At 44.0% G+C, this 20273-nt stretch carries 14 protein-coding genes and 1 pseudogene; 11 read left to right on the top strand and 4 right to left on the bottom strand.

All coding sequences use genetic code 11. The annotated features are described in order from the left end of the window. Positions 1–423 precede the first annotated feature (423 nt). Positions 424–4692: a S8 family serine peptidase gene (locus ACXAEA_RS12610; protein WP_475096233.1), complete on the top strand. Its 4269-nt coding sequence runs from the start codon at positions 424–426 to the stop codon at positions 4690–4692. Positions 4693–4779: 87 nt separating this feature from the next. Here ACXAEA_RS12610 and ACXAEA_RS12605 read toward each other — a convergent pair whose 3' ends face one another. Beyond that, positions 4780–5715: a DMT family transporter gene (locus tag ACXAEA_RS12605; RefSeq protein ID WP_475096232.1), complete on the bottom strand. Its 936-nt coding sequence runs from the start codon at positions 5713–5715 to the stop codon at positions 4780–4782. Between the two features lie 325 nt (positions 5716–6040). Here ACXAEA_RS12605 and ACXAEA_RS12600 point away from each other — a divergent pair. From ACXAEA_RS12600 to ACXAEA_RS12555, 10 genes and pseudogenes are all read left to right on the top strand, one after another. Beyond that, positions 6041–6247 (top strand): annotated as a pseudogene (locus ACXAEA_RS12600) (helix-turn-helix domain-containing protein); the annotation flags it as partial. 36 nt (positions 6248–6283) lie between these two features. Next, positions 6284–6856 (top strand): IclR family transcriptional regulator, encoded by a 573-nt coding sequence (locus ACXAEA_RS12595; RefSeq protein WP_475096231.1) that lies wholly within the window; start codon positions 6284–6286, stop codon positions 6854–6856. Between the two features lie 15 nt (positions 6857–6871). Next, positions 6872–7825 carry a S66 peptidase family protein gene (locus ACXAEA_RS12590; protein ID WP_475096230.1) on the top strand — a complete coding sequence of 318 codons (954 nt, stop codon included), beginning with the start codon at positions 6872–6874 and terminating at the stop codon, positions 7823–7825. A gap of 30 nt (positions 7826–7855) precedes the next feature. Next, a complete protein-coding gene (locus ACXAEA_RS12585; protein WP_475096229.1) occupies positions 7856–9655 on the top strand; it encodes an ABC transporter substrate-binding protein in 1800 nt (599 codons plus the stop codon). Positions 9656–9714: 59 nt separating this feature from the next. After that, positions 9715–10689: an ABC transporter permease gene (locus ACXAEA_RS12580; protein WP_475096228.1), complete on the top strand. Its 975-nt coding sequence runs from the start codon at positions 9715–9717 to the stop codon at positions 10687–10689. A 10-nt stretch (positions 10690–10699) separates the two neighbouring features. After that, entirely contained in the window at positions 10700–11572 is an 873-nt protein-coding gene (locus ACXAEA_RS12575; protein WP_475096227.1) for an ABC transporter permease, read from the top strand. Between the two features lie 3 nt (positions 11573–11575). After that, positions 11576–12532, top strand: a complete 957-nt coding sequence (locus ACXAEA_RS12570) for an ABC transporter ATP-binding protein (protein WP_475096226.1) — start codon at positions 11576–11578, stop codon at positions 12530–12532. A gap of 2 nt (positions 12533–12534) precedes the next feature. Beyond that, positions 12535–13542 (top strand): ABC transporter ATP-binding protein, encoded by a 1008-nt coding sequence (locus ACXAEA_RS12565; RefSeq protein WP_475096225.1) that lies wholly within the window; start codon positions 12535–12537, stop codon positions 13540–13542. A 6-nt stretch (positions 13543–13548) separates the two neighbouring features. Beyond that, on the top strand, positions 13549–14727 hold the full coding sequence (locus ACXAEA_RS12560; RefSeq protein WP_475096224.1) for a M20 family metallopeptidase: 1179 nt from the start codon (positions 13549–13551) through the stop codon (positions 14725–14727). Between the two features lie 24 nt (positions 14728–14751). Continuing rightward, positions 14752–15576: a creatininase family protein gene (locus ACXAEA_RS12555; protein ID WP_475096223.1), complete on the top strand. Its 825-nt coding sequence runs from the start codon at positions 14752–14754 to the stop codon at positions 15574–15576. A 357-nt stretch (positions 15577–15933) separates the two neighbouring features. Here the strand turns inward: ACXAEA_RS12555 and ACXAEA_RS12550 are convergent, their stop codons facing one another. From ACXAEA_RS12550 to ACXAEA_RS12540, 3 genes are all read right to left on the bottom strand, one after another. Beyond that, positions 15934–17397 carry a M20 family peptidase gene (locus ACXAEA_RS12550; RefSeq protein ID WP_475096222.1) on the bottom strand — a complete coding sequence of 488 codons (1464 nt, stop codon included), beginning with the start codon at positions 17395–17397 and terminating at the stop codon, positions 15934–15936. 79 nt (positions 17398–17476) lie between these two features. Then, positions 17477–18751 carry an MFS transporter gene (locus ACXAEA_RS12545; protein ID WP_475096221.1) on the bottom strand — a complete coding sequence of 425 codons (1275 nt, stop codon included), beginning with the start codon at positions 18749–18751 and terminating at the stop codon, positions 17477–17479. 114 nt (positions 18752–18865) lie between these two features. Then, positions 18866–20173: an alkaline phosphatase family protein gene (locus tag ACXAEA_RS12540; protein WP_475096220.1), complete on the bottom strand. Its 1308-nt coding sequence runs from the start codon at positions 20171–20173 to the stop codon at positions 18866–18868. Positions 20174–20273 lie beyond the last annotated feature (100 nt).

Here is a 20273-nt window from a genome sequence, read left to right as displayed (position 1 = left end):
AATACGTAATACAAACGACGTATGGACCTCCCTCCATACGTCGTTTTTTAGTTAGAGGGTGTATTAATTCTAAAAGAGTAAATACATTTTTATTCTGGGTGGAATCTCAATTGCTTTATAGGATAAATTCACCTTTTTTTTGCTTTTTGAAATGAAAGCTTTTAAAAAATCACTGGTAATAATTAGAAAGTCTTGTCCTGCAGAAGGAAATAATAAAGTTTACACTCTTTTGGAATTATTTTAAAAATTTCCCAATAACAACTAAATAATCATTTTCGGAATATTCAGTTTTATATACAAAAATTCGACAAAAATACAAGCAATGAAGGGCTATGTTAAATATAGCACCTATTTGACATAGAGTGTGCGACGAAAGGAGGACAGAGTATCTGAATAAAGGAAAAATACTTAGGAGGTAAGTGGATGAAACGTAAAAATCGACGATTATTATCCGTACTTCTATCAACTGCACTTGTCGTGCCATTGCTGCTTCAGCCTCAGTTTAATACAGCTGCGGCAACCAAAGGAGTAAGTGTTTCAGCAAAGGAAGCAGTCCAGAATGCAACGCAAAAAGTGAATAAGAAGCTTTATTCCCAATTTGAAGACCAAGATCAGGTAACCTTCCTGATCAAAATGAAAGAGCAGGTTGACACGAAGGTTGTCGCGAAAGAGGCCGAGAAAAAAGCAAGCCTTAATAAAGCCACACCTGCTAAAGTAAAATCGATGAAACGTTCCGCGATTGTATCAGAACTGAAAGCAAAAGCGCAGGAAATTCAATACGATGTTCTGGAATTCCTTAAGGAACAAGTGCAAAAAGGTGCAGCCAAGGATGTCCACTCCTACCATGTCGTTAATGCCATTGCGGTCACAGCTACAGAAGAGGTTATGGACAAAGTAGCTGGTTTTGCTGAGGTTGATAAAATCCTGCCTAATGAAACAAGGCAGCTATTTGTTCCGGAAAAATCAGCTATAGCTGTCCAGGATCCTGCTGCCAAAACGACCTCAATTGAATGGAATATTGACAGGGTCGGTGCTCCTGCAGTCTGGGAGATGGGGATTGATGGCAGCGGCATTACAGTTGCTTCAATTGATACAGGGGTACAATGGAACCACCCAGCATTACAGAATCAATATCGTGGCTATGACTCTTCATCTGGCCAGGTGTCTCATGAAAATAACTGGTTTGACGCAGTTCGCGGCCAATCTGCACCATATGATGATCACGGACATGGGACGCATGTAACAGGTACGATGGTAGGATCCGAGCCGGATGGAGCAAATGCCATCGGAGTAGCGCCTGGTGCCAAATGGATTGCTGTTAAAGCATTCACAGCTTCTGGCGGTACAGATGTTGATTTATTGGAAGCGGGTGAGTGGATTCTGGCTCCGAATGGTAACCCGGATTTAGCGCCGGATGTTGTCAACAATTCATGGGGCGGCGGACCGGGACTGGACGAGTGGTACCGGCCGATGGTTCAAGCCTGGAGAGCGGCTGAGATCTTCCCGGAATTCTCTGCGGGGAACACTACATTCAGCAACCCTGGCGGACCAGGTTCCGTTGCTAACCCGGCGAACTATCCGGAATCAGTCGCAACAGGCGCGACAGACATCAATAATAACCTTGGAAGCTTTTCATTGCTTGGACCGTCTCCGTATGGTGAAATCAAACCTGAACTTACAGCACCTGGAGTCAATATTCGTTCTTCTGTTCCTGGAAGTGGATATGAAGGTGGCTGGAATGGGACATCAATGGCCGGACCGCATGTATCAGCTGCTATAGCTTTATTGCTGCAGGCAAATTCCAGTCTGACAGTCGATAACCTGGAAGAGATTTTATTAACGACTGCAATGCCGTTAACAGACAATGCATATCCTGAATCACCAAACAACGGTTATGGTTCTGGATTGTTGAATGTTTTTGATGCTGTATCATCGGTAGTTTCCGGTCTTGGTAAAATAAAAGGCCAGGTCACAAAAGATGGAGACGACAGTGAAGCACCGGTGTTGGAGCATTCCCAACCTGCCACGGTTTTCGCAGGAATGCCACTGACTTTAGAGGCTTCAGCTGCCGACAATATCAGTGTAACAAATGTTGAAGTTGAATATCAATTAGAGGATGGATCCTGGACAACAGTTTCCGCTGTCCGCACGGGCGGAGATTACAAAAATGGAATTTACCGTGCCAGCATACCTGGAGATGCTATATCCGGAAGCGAGTTTACTTACAAATGGAAAGCAGTGGATTTCGGAGGGAATGAAACAGTTAACGAGTTTAATGTGACTGTTCTTCCAGGAATCTCTGTAGGATATGAACAGAACTTTGAAAATGATGCATCAGGCTGGACTTCGTTTGGAGATGCAAACAGCTGGGAGTGGGGCACACCAACAAGTGGTCCTGGATCCGCTTTTTCAGGTGAGAAAGTATATGGAACTGCACTTGCTGGAACGTATCAGAACCGTGCGAACATGTCACTGCAAATGCCTCCGATCGATTTACAGGAAGGCAGCAGCTACCTGCAGTTCAAGCAATGGTATAACCTGGAGAGAAACTATGACTACGGCCATGTTTTTGTCTCCACCGATGCAGTCAACTGGGTACAAAAACTGCGGGTGAATAACTTGTCAAATGGATGGATTGACGGGGAAGTGGATTTAAGTGAATATGCAGGACAAAGAATATATATCGCCTTCAATGTAACGACTGATGGCAGCGTTGTTAAAGATGGATGGTATCTGGATGATGTGCGCTTGTCGGATTCTCCACTCGCTGCTCCAGCTAAGGCTGAGCCAGCAACTGAAAAAGGCGATATGAAGGATAGTGTGAAAGAACCGGTAGACGCAAATAAAATCGAAATGGAACTGCCTAAGCAACAAAAAGCGGACAGTTCAGGAAGTCTGATGGCTCTGCCTATGCAGGCTGAAGTGACGGTTGTGGAATCCGGACGTTCCGTTAAAACAAACCCTGCAAATGGAAGTTTCGAACTGACACATGCTGCGGGAACATTCACAGTTGTAGCAGAAGCCTATGGGTTCCGTCCACAGACTCAAACGGTGAACATTGTGCAGGATGGTGAAACAACGGCGAACTTTACTCTTGAGGAATTGCCAAAAGGTACAATAACTGGCTCCATCACCAACAAAGCAACTGGCGATCCTGTTGAGGGTGCGACAGTTTACTTGATGGAGGATGCGAATGTTGCACCAGTTGCAACAGATGAAAATGGCCACTATTCATTGACTGCGTATGAAGGGGAATACACTTTAAAAGTGATCGCTCCTCATTACTACAGTCAGGAAGCGACCGTTACAGTTGATGGGGATCTCGAGCAGAATTTCGAAATCAAGCCTTTCATCGGGTATCCGGGTGAAATCGGCTATGATGATGGTACTGCCGAAAATGCCAGGGCATTCTATGACGCAGGCAATGGCTGGGCTGTGAAAATGTCATTGGCGAATGGCAATGAAAAAGCTTTGGTTACTGGCGGTTTATTCCGGTTCTGGGATACGGAGTGGCCAGTTCCTGGAGGTACGGCATTCAAAGTTGAAGTATACGATGCTACAGGAGCTGATGGCGCTCCAGGTAAGAAGCTGGCAGGTCCAATCGATGCGACAGCATTGAGAAATGGTGAGTGGACACATGTGGATTTAAGCAGCCATGGAATCGTGGTAGAAGGAGACTTCTATCTAGTATATATCCAGGCTGGAATTAACACTGCATCACCGGGACTTGCAACAGATGAGGATGGGGAGAACGCATTAAGAAGCTGGCAGATGGTCGGAGGAAGCTGGTCGCCTTCTCCAGAGGATGAAGGAAACTATATGATTCGTGCTGTAGTCGATTACGAGGTGACAGCACCGACGATTTCATCTCCTGTTGATGGATCTTTTACAAATGAAAGAACAATAACAGTAGAAGGTTCGGCAGCACCGACAACGACCGTCCACATATATAATGACGGGGAGGAAATTGCCACTGCGGCTGCGAACGATGATGGTGCCTACGCAGTTGAAGTAAATCTTCATGAAGGGGAGAATGTACTGACAGCGAAAGCATCGACAGAACAGGGCATTACCGACCTATCTGAACCGGTGTCTATTGTTTTTGATCCACACGCACCAGAATTATCGATTATCTCACCAACAGATGGAAGCAAAATCAATAAAGAAACCGTTACGGTTACTGGAACAATTGCTGATGCGAATCTGGACACTGTCACAGTGAATGGTACCGCAGCCAAGGTTGAAAACGGCAACTATTCGGCAAGGGTCATGTTGGATGAAGGTGTAAATGAAATCAAGGTAATCGCAAAGGACAAAGCAGGAAATGTCACGGAAGAATCTGTAGATGTTGATGTAAAATACACTGCACCGGAAATATCTAATTTGAAACCAGATGAGGATAAAACATTGAAAAAAGGTGAAAGTGTAAAAATCGAGTTTACAAGTGAAGCTGATTTGGATGCAACGTTTGTGATTCATATGCCATTAACAAGCAATATACAGACATCGAATGCAACAGAGCTCCCAATGCGTGAAGTTTCACAGGGATATTACGTGGGATATTATACTGCCACAAAGGATGTCGTCGCGAATGGTGCCATCATTGAAGTCAAGGCTGTAGATTCCTATGGCAATGAAAGCCGAAAAACGGCAGATGGCAAGTTAATTATCAATGTAAAGAAAAAGAAGTAAAGACAAGATTCTGATTCAAAGAAAATAGAGCCTTCCACTTTTACGTGGAAAGGCTCTATTTTTTGAGGTGAAACAGAACTGAACGAATTAAGCTATTTCATTTTTTACCAAGGGTTCTTTTGTTTTCTTTTTAAAGAGCTTGGGATTGGTGCCAATGTAAACACCTGATAAAACAAATGCCGCGCCGATGGCATGCGCAGGTGTGAACTTTTCACCTAAAAACAGGGTAGCCATAATCACGGCAGAAACCGGCATAACATTGATGAAAATCGAAGCCTTGGCAGCGCCGACTTCTTTAATTCCGTTATAGTACATGACAAACGATACCACAGTGACCAATACACTCATGTGGATGATTGCAAACCAGGTCGTGTATGGTGCCTGCTGGACATCCTGCCAGGTTGTTTCTGCAAGCGCAAAAGGCAGTAAAAAGATGGTTCCGAAAGCAACCGCATAGGTTGTCGACTCGACCGAGCTGAATTTCCTCAGGACAATTTTCCCTACGACACTATACAAAGCCCAGCTGACAACAGCACCCATCAGAACGAAATCGATGGATTCAAACCCAAGCTGAAACAAAGACATCAAGTGCCCATCTGTGATAATAAAGAAAGCACCAGAAAGGGCAATTGCCATGCCAATCAGATTATTTCGCGAAATCTGCTCTTTTAAAAATAACGCTGATAAAAGCACAATCAATACAGGATTCGAAGCAATGAACAATGAGCTTTTAATCACTGGCGCATGCTTGCTGGCAAGGAAAAAGAAGATGTTATATAGCGCAATGCCTGTCAAACCGAGAACCGCAAACAAACCGTAGTCCTTCAAGTTAGGCTTTTGACGATTTTTCTCCATCATAAACATTAGAGGGAAAAGAAGGATGGCAGCACCGAAAAACCTGAAAAAAGCAACCGTTGCAGGTTCGAAGCTTTCAACAGCATACTTGCCGGCAATAAATGCACTTCCCCATGTAGCCGTTGCAAAGGTCAGCATTCCATAGGTAAGAAGTAGTTTCTTATTCATAATACTCCCTTCAATCTTTTAAACTTTTAACTAGTATTGTAGCACCTTTTCTTCGAAAAGCGAAAGAGTTATTTGCAGTATAATTTTTTTATTTTAAGTCTACGAATTAAACGATTCAGCCTGAAGCGATTTGAGATAGTGCAGGGTTTAATTACTAAATATAAAAAATATTTAAAAAGAGGGATGTTTATCCCAATCTAAAAATATACTAATTTCAAGTGATAAACGGAAAGCGATTTCCGCAGAGTGAAAACATCATAAACTTCCCTTTTCATGATAGCTTTAGAAATCCATATACCTGTAAATTTTTTAATCGAATCTAGAGATCTTACCGAAAGGAGGTATTTTCATTCGTACTTCTGCTGATGAAAGCAAAAAAGGAATAAGGGCTGTAGAAAGAGCTCTTGAAATAATCGAAACTTTTTCCATTAGGGAAAGAGAGCAGACTCTGGTCCAAATCGCCCAAAAGACGGGACTCCCCCTTACCACTGTTCATCGCAATGTTCAGACGCTCATGAAGAAAGGCTATCTAGAGCAGGATGAAAGGTCGGGACTTTACAGGCCTGGGATGCAATTTGTTCGCATTGGCGGGATGATTATCCAGGGTTTTGACCTCGTGCAGAAAGCAACACCTCATTTGCAGCGCCTGGCTAAATTAACAGAAATGAACGTGAACTTGAGTGTTTATGATAGCGGGGAAAGCTTGTGTTTGGTTAACATCGAATCCTTCCATAACTTTGGTTTCGAAATCAAGGTTGGACAAAGGCTTCCGATCTATGCCGGCGCCCTTTCCAAGCTGATTCTAGCCTATCTTCCAGAACAAGAGTTAGAAAATTTGTCAGACACTTTCCAAACTTTTACACCGATTACAATCTCACAGAGGGAAGAGCTGAAAAAGAACATAGAGTTCATCCGAATTCAAGGATATGCAAAGTCAGAAGGGGAGCTGCAGTTAGGCGCTCATGCCTATGCTGCACCAATCTTTAATTATGAAAGCAATCTTGAAGCGGGGATAGCCATCACAGGACCAGAGCATTTCTTCACAAGTGAGGAGAAGCGGAATTCTTATAAAAAAGCCATCCTACAAACAGCTGATGACATTTCCAAAGACATGGGTTTCAGGAAGGAATCACGAATATAAGAAAGGAGTGCATGTATGGAAAAAGTTAAACCAAAGATGCTTGAAAAAGGAGATACGATTGGAATTGTAGCGCCAGCTAGTCCCCACTATAATCGCAGTGATATCTTCCGTGGCATTGAGACTCTTAAAGAATGGGGATATAAAGTTGTCGTTGGCAAGAACGTCCATAACAAATATGAGTATTTAGCAGGTACGGATCAGGAGAGAGCGGAAGACTTTAATACAATGTTCGCCAATGAAGAGGTTGACGCTGTTTTTGTGACTCATGGGGGCTATGGATCAGCACGAATGCTGAGATATGTGGATTTTGGTCTCGTTAGGCAGAACCCGAAAATCTTCATCGGATATAGTGACATTACGTCCCTTCATCTTGCCATCCAAAAATATACGAATCTCGTTTCCTTTCATGGTCCTGGAATGGCAGGATTTAACTCCGAGGAATTATCAGATTACCGAAAAGAATATTTGTTTAAGGCACTAACCCAGGCAGAGCCAATCGGAGAAATTCGGAAGGCAAATGAAAAGAAATGGATTAACTTGATTCACAAGGGTGATGCTGAAGGGCAGTTAACTGGGGGGAATTTAACTTTGGTATGCGGTTCCCTTGGTACACCATATGAAATCGATACTAAGGGGAAGATCTTGTTTCTCGAAGAGGTTTGGGCTGAACCGTGGAATATCGATCATATGTTCACACAACTTTATAATGCAGGGAAGCTCCAGGAGGCAGCAGGTATTGTGATTGGTGAATGCACCGATTGCGCACCAAAAAAGCATGATCCAGGTTTCCATGTGACTTTCAGTCTTGAAGATATTTTATACGAGTTTATTGAACCTCTGGGAATACCAGCAATCCATGGGCTGCCGATCGGGCATACAAAAGAGCTGGCTACGCTGCCGATGGGCGTCAATGCCTATCTTGATGCTACGAATAAAAAGCTGTTTGTGAAAGAATCAGGTGTCCGCTAGATTTCAAGAATTGTATAAGGGGGAGATTTAATGTTAAAAAAAGGATTCAGTGTCATGCTGATTGTCACCCTGGTATTGGGTTTCCTTGCCGTTCCAATGGGTAATCCTAAAGCGGCTGATCCTGTCACCTTGAAGGTTGGCTGGACAGCAGAGGCAGATAGCATTAGTCCTTTCATTGCTTACAGCATATCGGCCACGGAAATTTTCAAGTTAATTTATGATCCTTTAGTTGCTTTTGATAATCATTTGAACCCTGTAGGGCGATTGGCGAAGAGCTGGCAAGTAAGTGATGATAACTTAACTTGGACTTTTACATTACAGGAAGGCGTAAAGTGGCATGACGGTGAGCCATTCACAGCTGGGGATGTTAAATTCACGTATGAATTGATGCAGGAAAGCGGACTAGGTTTATACGCGGGTTCCTTGGATGGAATAACTTCGATCGAAACCCCCGATGATTACACTGTTGTCTTGAAAACAGATGAGCCGAAAGCGAATATGCTTCAGATGACAACGCCGATTTTACCACAGCATATATGGAAAGATATCAAAATGGAGGAACTGGAAACATGGCCAAATGAAAGCCCTGTAGGAACAGGTGCATTTAAATTCGTTGAAAATAAGGGCGGGGAGTACATCAAACTCGAGAGGAATGGAGATTATTTTTACAAAAAAGCGAGTGTCGACAACTTGTTATTCATTCTTTATGCGAACACCGACACTATGGTCCAGTCTTTGAAAATAGGTGAGATTGATGCTGCAATCAACCTTGGTGCGCACCACGTTAAGCTGCTTGAAAAGGAAGCTGATTTTGATGTCATATCTACAGCGACCCATGGGTTTACTGAGCTATCGATTAATACGTGGAAGGATGAAAAATCTAAGGGTAATCCATTGTTGCGTATTAAGGAAATCAGGCAGGCGATGAGCTTTGCGATTGACAAAGAGAAGCTCATAGATATCGCCTATGGTGGCCAGGCAGCCTCAGGAACGACCTTGATTCCTCCAAGCCTTGACTTCTGGCATTATAAACCGTCAGATGAAGAGCTTCAATCCTATAATCCAGAAAAAGCGAAAGAACTGCTAGAGTCAGCTGGATTCACAGATCGGAACGGGAATGGACTCCGTGAAGATGCTAAAGGAAACGAGTTGAAATTTCGGTTCATGGTAAGGTCCGAAACATCTGAAGAAGTCCGCGCGGGTGAAATGATTGCCGCCATGTTTGAGGAAGTTGGGATTGGGACGAAGGTAGAAACAGTAGACGATGGATTGCTGGGGGACCGGATTTATGATAACGCTGACTTCGACCTGTTTATTTGGGGATGGGGAACAGATGCAGATCCAACGACCATTTTAAATGTCATGGCTTCAGATGAAATTGGCAGCTTAAGTGATTCATATTATTCAAACGATCAATATGACCAGCTATTAGCTCAACAGGCAAAAATAATCGATCAAAATGAGAGACAAAGCGTGGTCCATGAGATGCAGAAAATTCTTTACGATGAAGCCCCTTATATCATTTTGCTGTACGACAATGCCATCCAGGCCGTGAACAAAACAAAATGGGAAGGCTGGACGAAAAACGAAGGTGTGTATTTCCTGTCATTCAATCATGATAACTATCTGAATGTAAAACCTGTGACAGCAAAGGAAGAAGTTTCTACAGAAAGCGGAAAATCAGAAACTAGTTCAGTAGAGGAAAAAGAAGAGAAGGCATCCAGTTCTGCTCCGGTAATCGCTGCTGTCCTTGCTGCCGCTGTAATATTAATGGGAATCATCTTGTACCGCAAGAAGAAAAAGGGCATTTCGATTGATGACGATATGTAGGGTAAAAAAGGGCAGAGTAGATCACTTTGCCCTTTATTACAAAAATGAAGGTGAAACCTATGGATAAAATGTATCTGTTGAAAAAACTCTATCAGGCATTCGTTACAATTTTCCTGGTACTTATCATTAACTTCTTCTTGTTCCGCGTCATGCCCGGAAATCCTTTAAGCATGATCATGCGAAATCCGAATGCGTCAGAGGATGCCATTGAAAAAATAAAGCAGTTATTTGGCATCGACCAGCCGATGTATGTCCAGCTGTGGATCTATTTTAAACAATTATTTCAGGGCGATCTGGGATTGTCGTTCATGTATAAACAGCCAGTAATTGAAGTCATCGCAGCGAAGCTTGTCCCAACATTGCTGCTGGTTGGAGTCTCTACACTCATAGCCATTGTCGCAGGTGTACTGATTGGGATTGTGGCAGCATCACGCCAGGGAAAGAAAATCGATGTGTTTTCACTGGCCTTTTCATTAATTACGTATTCCATGCCAACTTTTTGGCTCGGCATCGTGTTAATTATTCTTTTCAGCAGTACTCTGAATCTCTTTCCAACAAGTGGGATGGTAACGGCAGGAAAGGTTTTTGCAAATTCCTTTGAATATGCAATGGATGTTACGAAGCATTTAGTGCTGCCAGCTTTGACATTGAGTCTGGTATTAATCGGACAATTCGTCTTAATCATGCGGAACTCATTATTGGAAGTTTTAACGGAGGATTATATAACGACTGCAAAGGCAAAGGGCTTTTCGGAAAAATTGATCATGAAACGGCATGCCTTGCCGAATGCGATGCTGCCAATGGTTACGATCATTGCAATTAATTTAGGGTTCATGATTGCAGGTGCAATCCAGATCGAAACAGTATTCTCCTGGCCAGGACTGGGGCGGTTAATGTATGAAGCACTGAATAACCGCGATTATCCATTGCTGCAGGGTATCTTCCTGATTGTCAGTGTATGTGTGGTACTGGCCAATCTGTGTGCGGATATCATTTATGGATATCTTGATCCAAGAATAAATAAAAAAATCTAGGGTGAAGAAGATGAATGTGAAGAACTCGATGGTAGAGGATAAATGGAGAAGGTTTTTAGAAATATTTCTTTCATATAAGGCAGGGCTTTTCGGCGGAGTTGTTCTCGGATTTTTCATCCTGATCGCCATCTTTGGTCCGCTGATATCAGATTATAATCCAAAGGAATACGGAATCGGCGAGGTTTTGAGTCCACCTTCATTTAGTAATCTACTTGGAACTGATGATTTAGGGAGAGATGTACTCGGTGGCGTGATTCTTGGGGCAAGAATCTCGATAACAGTAGGTGTGCTATCTACATTGATTTCTATGATTCTGGGGACTGTAATTGGCATTGCATCAGGCTATTATGGCGGAAAAGCAGATATGCTCCTTATGAGGGTTACTGATGTTTTTCTTGTTCTGCCGTGGCTGCCGCTTGCACTGGTACTGACTGCTGTCCTGGGTGCAAATCTTTGGAATATCATCCTTGTTATTGGCTTGACTAGCTGGCCGGGAACAGCGAGGATTGTCCGCTCTCAAACCCTCTCGGTAAAAGAACGGCAGTTCATCCAGCGCGCCCGATCAATTGGTGCAAGCAATCTGTACATCATGCGTAAGCATATTCTTCCGAATGTGTTTCCGCTGATCTTTGCCAATACGATTTTGGTCTCTGCAGTTGCGATTCTGTCGGAAACCACATTGAGTTTTCTGGGAATGGGCGATACCACTGCCCCGAGCTGGGGAATGATGCTGCACTATGCATTTGAATCAGGCGCGGCCAGTCTCGGTGCCTATTGGTATTTGATTGCCCCGGGAATTTGTGTTGTCCTGGTGGTCCTTGGCTTCACTTTTATTGGATACGCACTGGATGAAGTCTTGAATCCAAAGCTGAAAAGGAGATAAAAAATGAGTCTCTTAGAAGTGAAAAACTTGAAGACATATTTCCATACGAAAGACGGTGTCGTGAAAGCGGTCGATGACGTCAGTTTTACACTCGAAGCAGGTGAGGCAATCGGTCTGGTTGGCGAGTCGGGCTGCGGCAAAACGACCACTGCGTTGTCCATCACGAGCCTCTTGCCGAAAGAAGGGAAAGTGGAAAGCGGCGAAATCCTTTTCAATGGAAAAAATCTCGTTGACCTTAACGAAAACCAGATCAGGAGATACCGCTGGAATGAAATTTCAATCGCCTTTCAGGGCGCAATGAATGCCTTGAACCCTGTCAAAAGAATCGGCGAACAAATCACTGAAGTAATGATGTATCATAATTCGCTAGATTATAAGAGTGCGAGGAAGAAAGCGAAAGAACTCCTTGAATTAGTCGAGATTGACAGCAAAAGGATCGATCAATATCCGCATGAATTCAGTGGCGGGATGAAGCAAAGGGTCATGATTGCGATGGCGCTTGCGTGCGATCCGAAAATTTTGATCGGGGACGAGCCAACCACCGCACTTGATGTCATGGTCCAGGCACAGATCCTTGAACTGCTGGAAAGGCTGAGAGCTGAGCTGAAAATGTCCTTGATCTTGATCAGCCACGATCTCTCTGTCATGGCGGAAACATGTGACAAAGCTGCAGTCATGTATGCCGGTAAAATTGTTGAGACAGGTAAAGTGGAAAAAATCATGAGCCATAGCTCCCATCCGTACACTCAGAAACTTGTAAAAGCATACCCGGATATCAACGGAGCAAAAGAAATGACTGAATCCATTCCGGGTGCGCCGCCTGATTTGATTGCTCCTCCAGCAGGCTGTTATTTCCATCCAAGATGCGAGCATGCTACTGACATTTGCCGGCAAACACCCCCTCCAATGATTAAACTGGCAGATGATCACTATGTTGCATGCCATCTAAGGGGGATTTGAATATGGATAGTCTCATTCAGACAAAAGATTTGCGTGTCAACTTCAATGTTCAGGGCAGCTTCATTAAGGACCTTTTTACAAAGAAAAAAAAGCTGATCAGAGCTGTGGATGGAGTGGACTTTGAAATTAAAAAAGGTGAAATCCTTTCCCTCGTTGGTGAAAGCGGAAGTGGGAAAACGACAACAGGCAAAGCGATTCTACAGCTGCTGGACCAGATTGAGGGAGAGATTAGCTATAAAGGCCAGTCCATCAGCCATAAAGACCGGAAGTTCATAAAGCAATTCCGGCGAAAAGCACAAATGATTTTTCAGGATCCCTATGAATCTTTGAACTCAAAGTTTCATGTAATCGATATCGTCGCAGAACCACTTGAGATCAATGGCTTAATCGAGGACCAGGATCGGAAAAAGGAAAAAGTAAAAGAAGCACTGGAATGGGCAGGATTGAAACCTGCAGAGTCCTATTTTTATCGATACCCGCATGAATTATCAGGCGGCCAGCGGCAGAGAGTTGCCATCGCTGCTGCGTTGATACTCAATCCCGAATTCATCGTCGCAGATGAGCCCGTCTCCATGCTTGATGTATCGGTCAGGGCGGATATTTTGCGGATTATGGTCAATCTCAGGGATCAGAAAGGAATTTCTTATTTATTCATTACCCATGATATTTCCCTTGCCTGGTTAATCTCAGACAGGATCGCAATTATGTATTTAGGGAAAATCGTCGAGATCGGCGAAGTGGATAAGGTGATTTCATCGAGCCTGCACCCCTACACGAAAGCATTGATTGATGTGATGCCCAAGCCGAGAGTAGCTGGCCAAAAACAAATCCGGCAGGTATTGAAAGGGGAAACACCTAATCCGGGCAATATTCCGAATGGTTGCCGATTCCATACCCGATGTCCTTTTGCCGAAGAGAAATGTAAGGTGGAAGAACCGGTTTTGGTTCAATATCGTGAAGGGCAGTTCGCAGCCTGCCATTTTGCCGAAGTGCTGTCGGAAGGAGTGTAAAAAATAATGGATCAATTCATGATCGATTCCGCGATTGAGAGGGAAAAGGGGGATTTGATCGCGCTGAGCAAATACATTCAGCAGAATCCTGAGCTGGGCGGACAGGAGTATAAGTCCTCGAAAGCATTATGCGACTATCTCGAAAAGCAGGGATTCGATGTTCAAAGAGGCGTTGGTGAACTTGATACTGCGTTTGTTGCCCATTATAAAAAAGGAGTTGGCGGATTCCACGTAGCTTTTTGTTCGGAATATGATGCTCTGCCGGATATCGGCCATGCATGCGGCCATAACCTGATCGGTGTCGCCAGTGTTGCTGCAGGACTTGCTCTATCCAAATTAGAGATTGATGTGCCTTTTGAAGTATCCGTCATCGGCACACCGGATGAAGAAAACGTGGGCGGGAAAATCGATTTAATCAATGAAGGCGTCTTTGAAAATATTGATTTAGCCATGATGTTCCACCCTGGCTATTCAACGATCATCGATGTGAATTCGCTTGCTTTCCATAGCTATGAATTCATTTTTCACGGGAGGAATGCGCATGCAGCATCCGAACCGTGGCAGGGTAAGAATGCACTAGATGGGGTGATTCAGACATTCAATGGGATCAATGCGTTAAGGCAGCATGTGAAGCCAGATGTGAGGATTCATGGAATCATTAAGGAAGGCGGGAAGGCCACAAATATCATTCCTCACCAAGCCATAGCGGAATTTTGTGTTCGATCCACTGATAATGTTTATTTAGAGGAAGTTGTTGAACAGGTAATCAATTGTGCTAGAGGTGCAGCGTTGATGACGGGAACACAGCTTGAAATCAAGGAAGTCGGACATCCTTATGACGCAATGGTCAGCAATCAGACATTAGTAGGATTATATGAAGAAAGTTTGAGAGAATTTAATTTTGTTGACCCATCACAGTTTCAGGAAGGAATGGGGTCAATTGATATGGGCAATGTCAGCCGGATTGTACCGGCCATCCATCCAGTTTTATCCTTGACGGACCAGCTTGTACCAGGGCATACAACAGAATTTGCCGATTTATGCAACTCGGACACCGCATACGAAACAATGCTGTTGGCTGGAAAAACAATGGCGCATACCTGTCTTAAGGTGATTAGAAGTAGAGAACTTCAAAATCAAATCAAAGAGGAGTTCAAGCAATCGTTTGGACCAGTCAACGGATAGATCTTACAGAAGGAAGGTTTTTACATGCAGAAAAAATACCTGTTTGGCGAAATGACCTGGCCTGAGGTAAAGCAAGCGGTTAATGAGGAAAGAGTGGCGGTCATACCAGTTGCGATGATTGAAGAACATGGCCACCATTTGCCAGTGGACACGGATTTAGTCTTGGCACAAGAGGTTTGCATTCGTGCCGGTGCACAATCGCCAGATGACATGGTCATCATTCCTGCGATCAATCATGGCTATGCACCGCACCAGATGGACTTCCCTGGAGTCATCTCCATCAGCAGCGAAACCTTTATCAAGTATGTAATCGATGTATGCAATAGCCTGGCACATCAAGGCTTCAAAAAAATACTGCTTATGAACGGACATGGAAGCAATGTTTCTTTGCTTAAAGTGGCAGCGAGACAGACGATGTTAAAATATCCAGACGTCCAATGCACGTCAATCTCGCATTGGGACTTTGAACAGGTCGTACAGTTATCCGCTGAGATTCGCAGCTCAGAAAGTCCTGGTGGCATCAATCATGCTTGTGAACTCGAGACATCCATGTATCTCGCAATTAAAGAAGATCTGGTTCAAATGGACAAAGCCGTAAGAGATCTCAATAAATACCAAATGTCAAAATACTTCTGGCTCGACTTAGTCGGCAGCGGGGAAGGAAGACCGGTTGTAATGGTTCCATATTGGAGCTCCATTTCTGAAACCGGGACACTCGGAGATCCCACCGTGGCAACCAGGGAAAAAGGTGAAAGATTGCTAGACGCTGCAGTGAGCGGATTGGTCGAATTTGTTCAGATATTTAGAGAACGAGAACCCAACCACCCAAGAGTCAATCATCATTTATAATTTACTGAAATGAAAAAGAAACAAGGTTAGTGAACTTTGTTTCTTTTTTTGGTCGTTATTCCCGAACTTAAATAGCATGACTGTAGAAATAGAAACACAGAAACCCCATTATTGTGCCCGAAAAATAGTGCTAAGACAAATTACGGTTATAGAAACCCTGTTATTGTGCCCGAAAAGCAGTGCTAGGACGCATTACGGTCACAGAAACCCCGTTATTGTACCCGAAAAGCAGTGCTAACACGAATTACGGTCTCAAAAACTTCTTTAATGTACCTGAAAAGTGTTGTTAACGCTAATTACGGTCACAGAACCCATTAAACAGCGAAAGAGCTCAGGAGGATCAATCCTCCTAAGCTCTCAGTGTTTCTCGCTTTCCTTAATCACTTCCATATAAAAACGAATCGCATTCAGATAGTTATCGATACTAATGTGTTCGTTTGTCCCATGCATCCTGTTCAAGTCTTCTGAAGTCAGCTGGACGGGGAGGAAGCGATAGGTGTTTTCGGCTATGCTGTCATAATGCTTTGCGTCGGAACCTGCAAACATCAGATATGGAGCGATTACGGCTTCTTTATAGACATTTCGCGCGCTTTGCTGGATTGTCCTGAAATGCCAGCTGTCGACAGACGAAACACCTGAAGCTTCCGTTCCATTTATGGTCACTTTAATATCGTCATCGTCAATCGTCTTTTCGATAAAACTCTTTACCTCCTCCAGGGAATCTCCTGGCATCAGGCGCAGATTGATGATGGCCGTTGCTTTTTCGGGAAGGGCGTTGTACTGTTCGCCTGCTTGAAAAATCGTTGGCGCTATCGTCGTCCTGATCAGGGCTGCAGAAGCTGGCTGTTGCAGCAGGATTTTTTCGATGATAGGTTCAAAGATCAATTTATTGGCAAACACATACTTCATGCCAAAGCCCATTTCAGGAGCGACGAATTCGAATAAATCCTCCCCTGGTCCCTCGAGGTCGGCAGGGAACTGAGAGTCTTCGAGCTTGGCAATCGCGCTGGCAATCCGGCCGATATTCGTCCTTTCTTTTGGCTGAGAGGAATGCCCGCCGCTGCCTTCAATTGTGAGTTCTGCTGTTGCTGATCCTTTCTCAGAAACTCCGACAACACCCACAGGCTGATTGACACCCGGCACCATATTCTCAACGATGGCACCTCCTTCGTCCATTACATATTCGAACCTGATACCTCTTTGATTAAGTGTGCTGACAATCATGCTCGCGCCTTCATCACCGCCGATTTCTTCATCATGCCCAAACATGAAATAAATGTCCCTCTCAGGTTTGTACCCATGTGTCAGTAAATGTTCGGCAGCTTCAAGGATTCCAATCACACCAACTTTGTCGTCCAATGTTCCTCGTCCCCAGATCATTCCATCTGCGATCGTCCCGCTGAATGGGTCATGCTCCCAATTCTCCTCCGTGCCTTCAAGGACAGGAACGACATCATAATGGCTTGTTAAGCCGACAGGGAGGTTTTTCGAATCGCTTCCTTTCCATTGATAAACGAGTGAGTATCCATTTATTTTTTCAAGGACCAGGTTTCTGTGTACCTCAGGAAAACTTCCTTTTAAAAAAGAAACAAACTTCTCAAATTCCTTCATGTCCCTTTTGCTGCGATCTTCATAGGAAATCGTTCTGAATTGTACTGCTTTGGAAAGGGTGGTGATGGCATGATCTTCTTCAATGGTGCCCTTGAAAGGTATGGCTTCTGGCTGATGGGATTTCAAGGTGAGGGTATTGAACAGGGTGAGAAAGATAAAAAGCAGGAGTAGACTGAAGATGCTAGTCAAGATTAGCTTCCATTTTTTCATAGATCACGTACACCTCCAATAGTATGAAAAATATATGGATACTTTTTGAAAAAGCCTCCGGTTTCCCAGAGGCTCATGTCTATACAATTTCGGGTGCATGTGGCTGTGTTTCCGGCTCTGGCACGAAAGCGAGGATCACCATGCCAATGACGAATAGAATGACAAGGCTGAATACGCCCATGCTTGAATTGCCAGTAAGTTGTGCAGTCATGCCTACCATTAGTGGACCCATGATTGAAGCGAATTTTCCAAATATGTTATAAAAACCGAAGAATTCATTTGCGTTTGCTTTTGGTACAAGTTTTGCGAAATACGAACGGCTTAACGCCTGGATTCCGCCCTGTGAGGTGGCAACCAGCATGGCCAGGATCCAGAAATCAGTCGTCGTTTCTAGGAAGTAGGCGTAAATGCAAACAAAGATGTAAACGATAATTCCGACGTACAGCATTTTTTTTCCAGTGAATTTTTCAGACAATCGTCCGAACAAAATCGCGAACGGCCAGGCTACGACCTGTGTTGCGAAGAGGATGATTAATAGGTTAGTAGAACTGATCCCTAAGTCCGTTCCATAGGCTGTTGACATTGTGATGATCGTCCCAACACCATCAATATAGAAAAAGTAAGCTAATAAGAATAAAAATAAGGCCCTATATTTGCGGATTTCTTTAAAAGTTTTGCCTAATCGTCTAAAACTCTGGAGCACTAACTGTGGTTCACGCTCTATATAATGAACCTGGTGTACATTTTTGAACATTGGAATCGAGAATAGTCCCCACCAGAGAGCGGTGATGATAAATGCGGTCTGGCTTGCCAGCGTCATCGAAATCGGGAGCACCTTTGTCTGGGCTAAAATGATGATGGCGATGCTGATGATGAAGGGAATCGTACTTCCGATATAGCCCATTCCATATCCTCTCGCTGATACTCTGTCCATTCGTTCATCAGTGGTCACATCGACGATAAAAGCGTCATAAAAGACATTCGAACCTGTCGAGCCGAGAACGGCCAGGGTATAGATGACAAGAAGCATGAGCCAGTTACCACTTGGGACAAATGCAAGCCCGGCAGTAAAGGTAATACCAAGAGCAAAGAAAATCGAGAAAAAGCGTTTTTTCATCCCTTTGTAGTCCGCGATTGTTCCAAGGATTGGGCCAATCATCGCCAGGATGAAGGTGGCAATCGCAATCGTGTAACCGAGATAGGCGGTGGAATTCGCCAGGCTGACACCAGCATCAGTGGCGGAAGCCTTATAGAACAGTGGAAACACAGCCGTCGAAATGATAATCGAATAAGCCGAGCTGGCCCAGTCATAGCGAATCCAGCTGCTCTCTTCCTTCGTAAAACCTTTCATCATTTTGCCCCCAATGAATTTGTATTTTAATCTCTAAAAATTTTAAAAACAATATATACTCTTCTAACTGGTAATATATTTCGCTTCTTGTTATAAAAAGACCTGCTTTTCAAAGATCTAAATATCCAAAATCCCTTCTACGACGCGGCCATCTGTATCACCAAGGTCGAGTCCCAGCAGTCTTGCGAAGGTTGGGCCTTCGTCAACAAGATGCATCGATCGAATCGAGATCCCGGATTTGATTCCTTTTCCAGATGCAAAAAATACGGTGTGATAGCCTTCTTTTTCAGGGGAGTAGCCGTGGCAGGCAAAAGTGTATTTCTTTGACTTAGCATCCTGCGCGGTCACTTCCTCGATATAGGCGCCATCGATTGCCTCGCTAAAATAATACCCTCTGGCCGCTTCAAGCATCCTGAAAGCTGTTCCATCAGCTCCTTTGGCGTTGGCTTCGGTACCTGTGATGGCTGCATCGATTCCACTGTTGCTATCCTGTAAAAGCTTAGCCAAAATTTCTGCGACGGCATTTTTCGTGGCATCATCATTCTCGTCTTTTACATAGACGTAAGCAGAACCGTCGCAGCTTTTGCAATAGGCTTTCCATTCGGTCACTTTGCCGGATGCATTCGTTTGGATAAGTCCTTCTTCCTTAAATAATACGTTCAATTTCACCACTTTAGACTCATCAAGTGCACTGTGGTCACCCAGGATTGCAACCGTTGAATTCTCAGCTATGCCAGCGTCTTTTAGGGCATCCATAATCCTGCCCAGTCGCTGATCGTGGCGCATGAGCGCAGCTTTCGCTTCCTTTGATGAAAATCCGTGCATATGACGCTGTGAATCCAAATCGACAAAATGAATCATCATCAGATCAGGCATTCTAGTCTTGATTGTTTCCACGGTTGATTCAAGAACGAAGTCATCCAGTTCTGGCTGGCTAAGGCCGTTTCTGATATGGCCGAATTTCGAATTCATTTCGAGTTGATACCTCGGTGTTCCATTGAAAAGCGAAACAGGTATCTGGTGATGCCATGGCCGGTTCGCAAAAATCTCAGGCATGTTATAGTCAATATCCGCTTTCGCTGTAACTGGCCATAATAAAGCAGCAGTAGTCATCCCGGCTTTTTTCGCTTCATCATACAGGGTTGTCCCATTGATATGGTGCCGATGCCAATACCAGTCAGGAGAAATCCTGCCGGGCTGGATGAAGGTATTGTTCACAATCCCATGGCGATTAGGGAAATTGCCTGTCACGATCGTGGCATGGCATGGATAGGTAACCGAAGGATAGATCGTATCAACCTGGGTACAAAACGAGCTATTTTCTATAAAAGTTTTAAAATTTGGCAGCTCCCTGAGCAGCGGAACATCATGCTCAGAAAGGCAATCAAATGAAATGACGATTAAATGGTCTGTCAATCGACTCATAGCAGCCTCCAAATGTTGTTTATAGTAATAATATAGCAGAATATTATGGAAAAAATAATTAGAACACCTGAAAGGATATGGCACGGAACAATAGAATAGG

The organism is Mesobacillus sp. ABV4_180, assembly GCF_056158485.1.
Note: the sequence above shows the minus strand (reverse complement) of the source record. Positions and strands in the feature narration are given on the sequence as shown.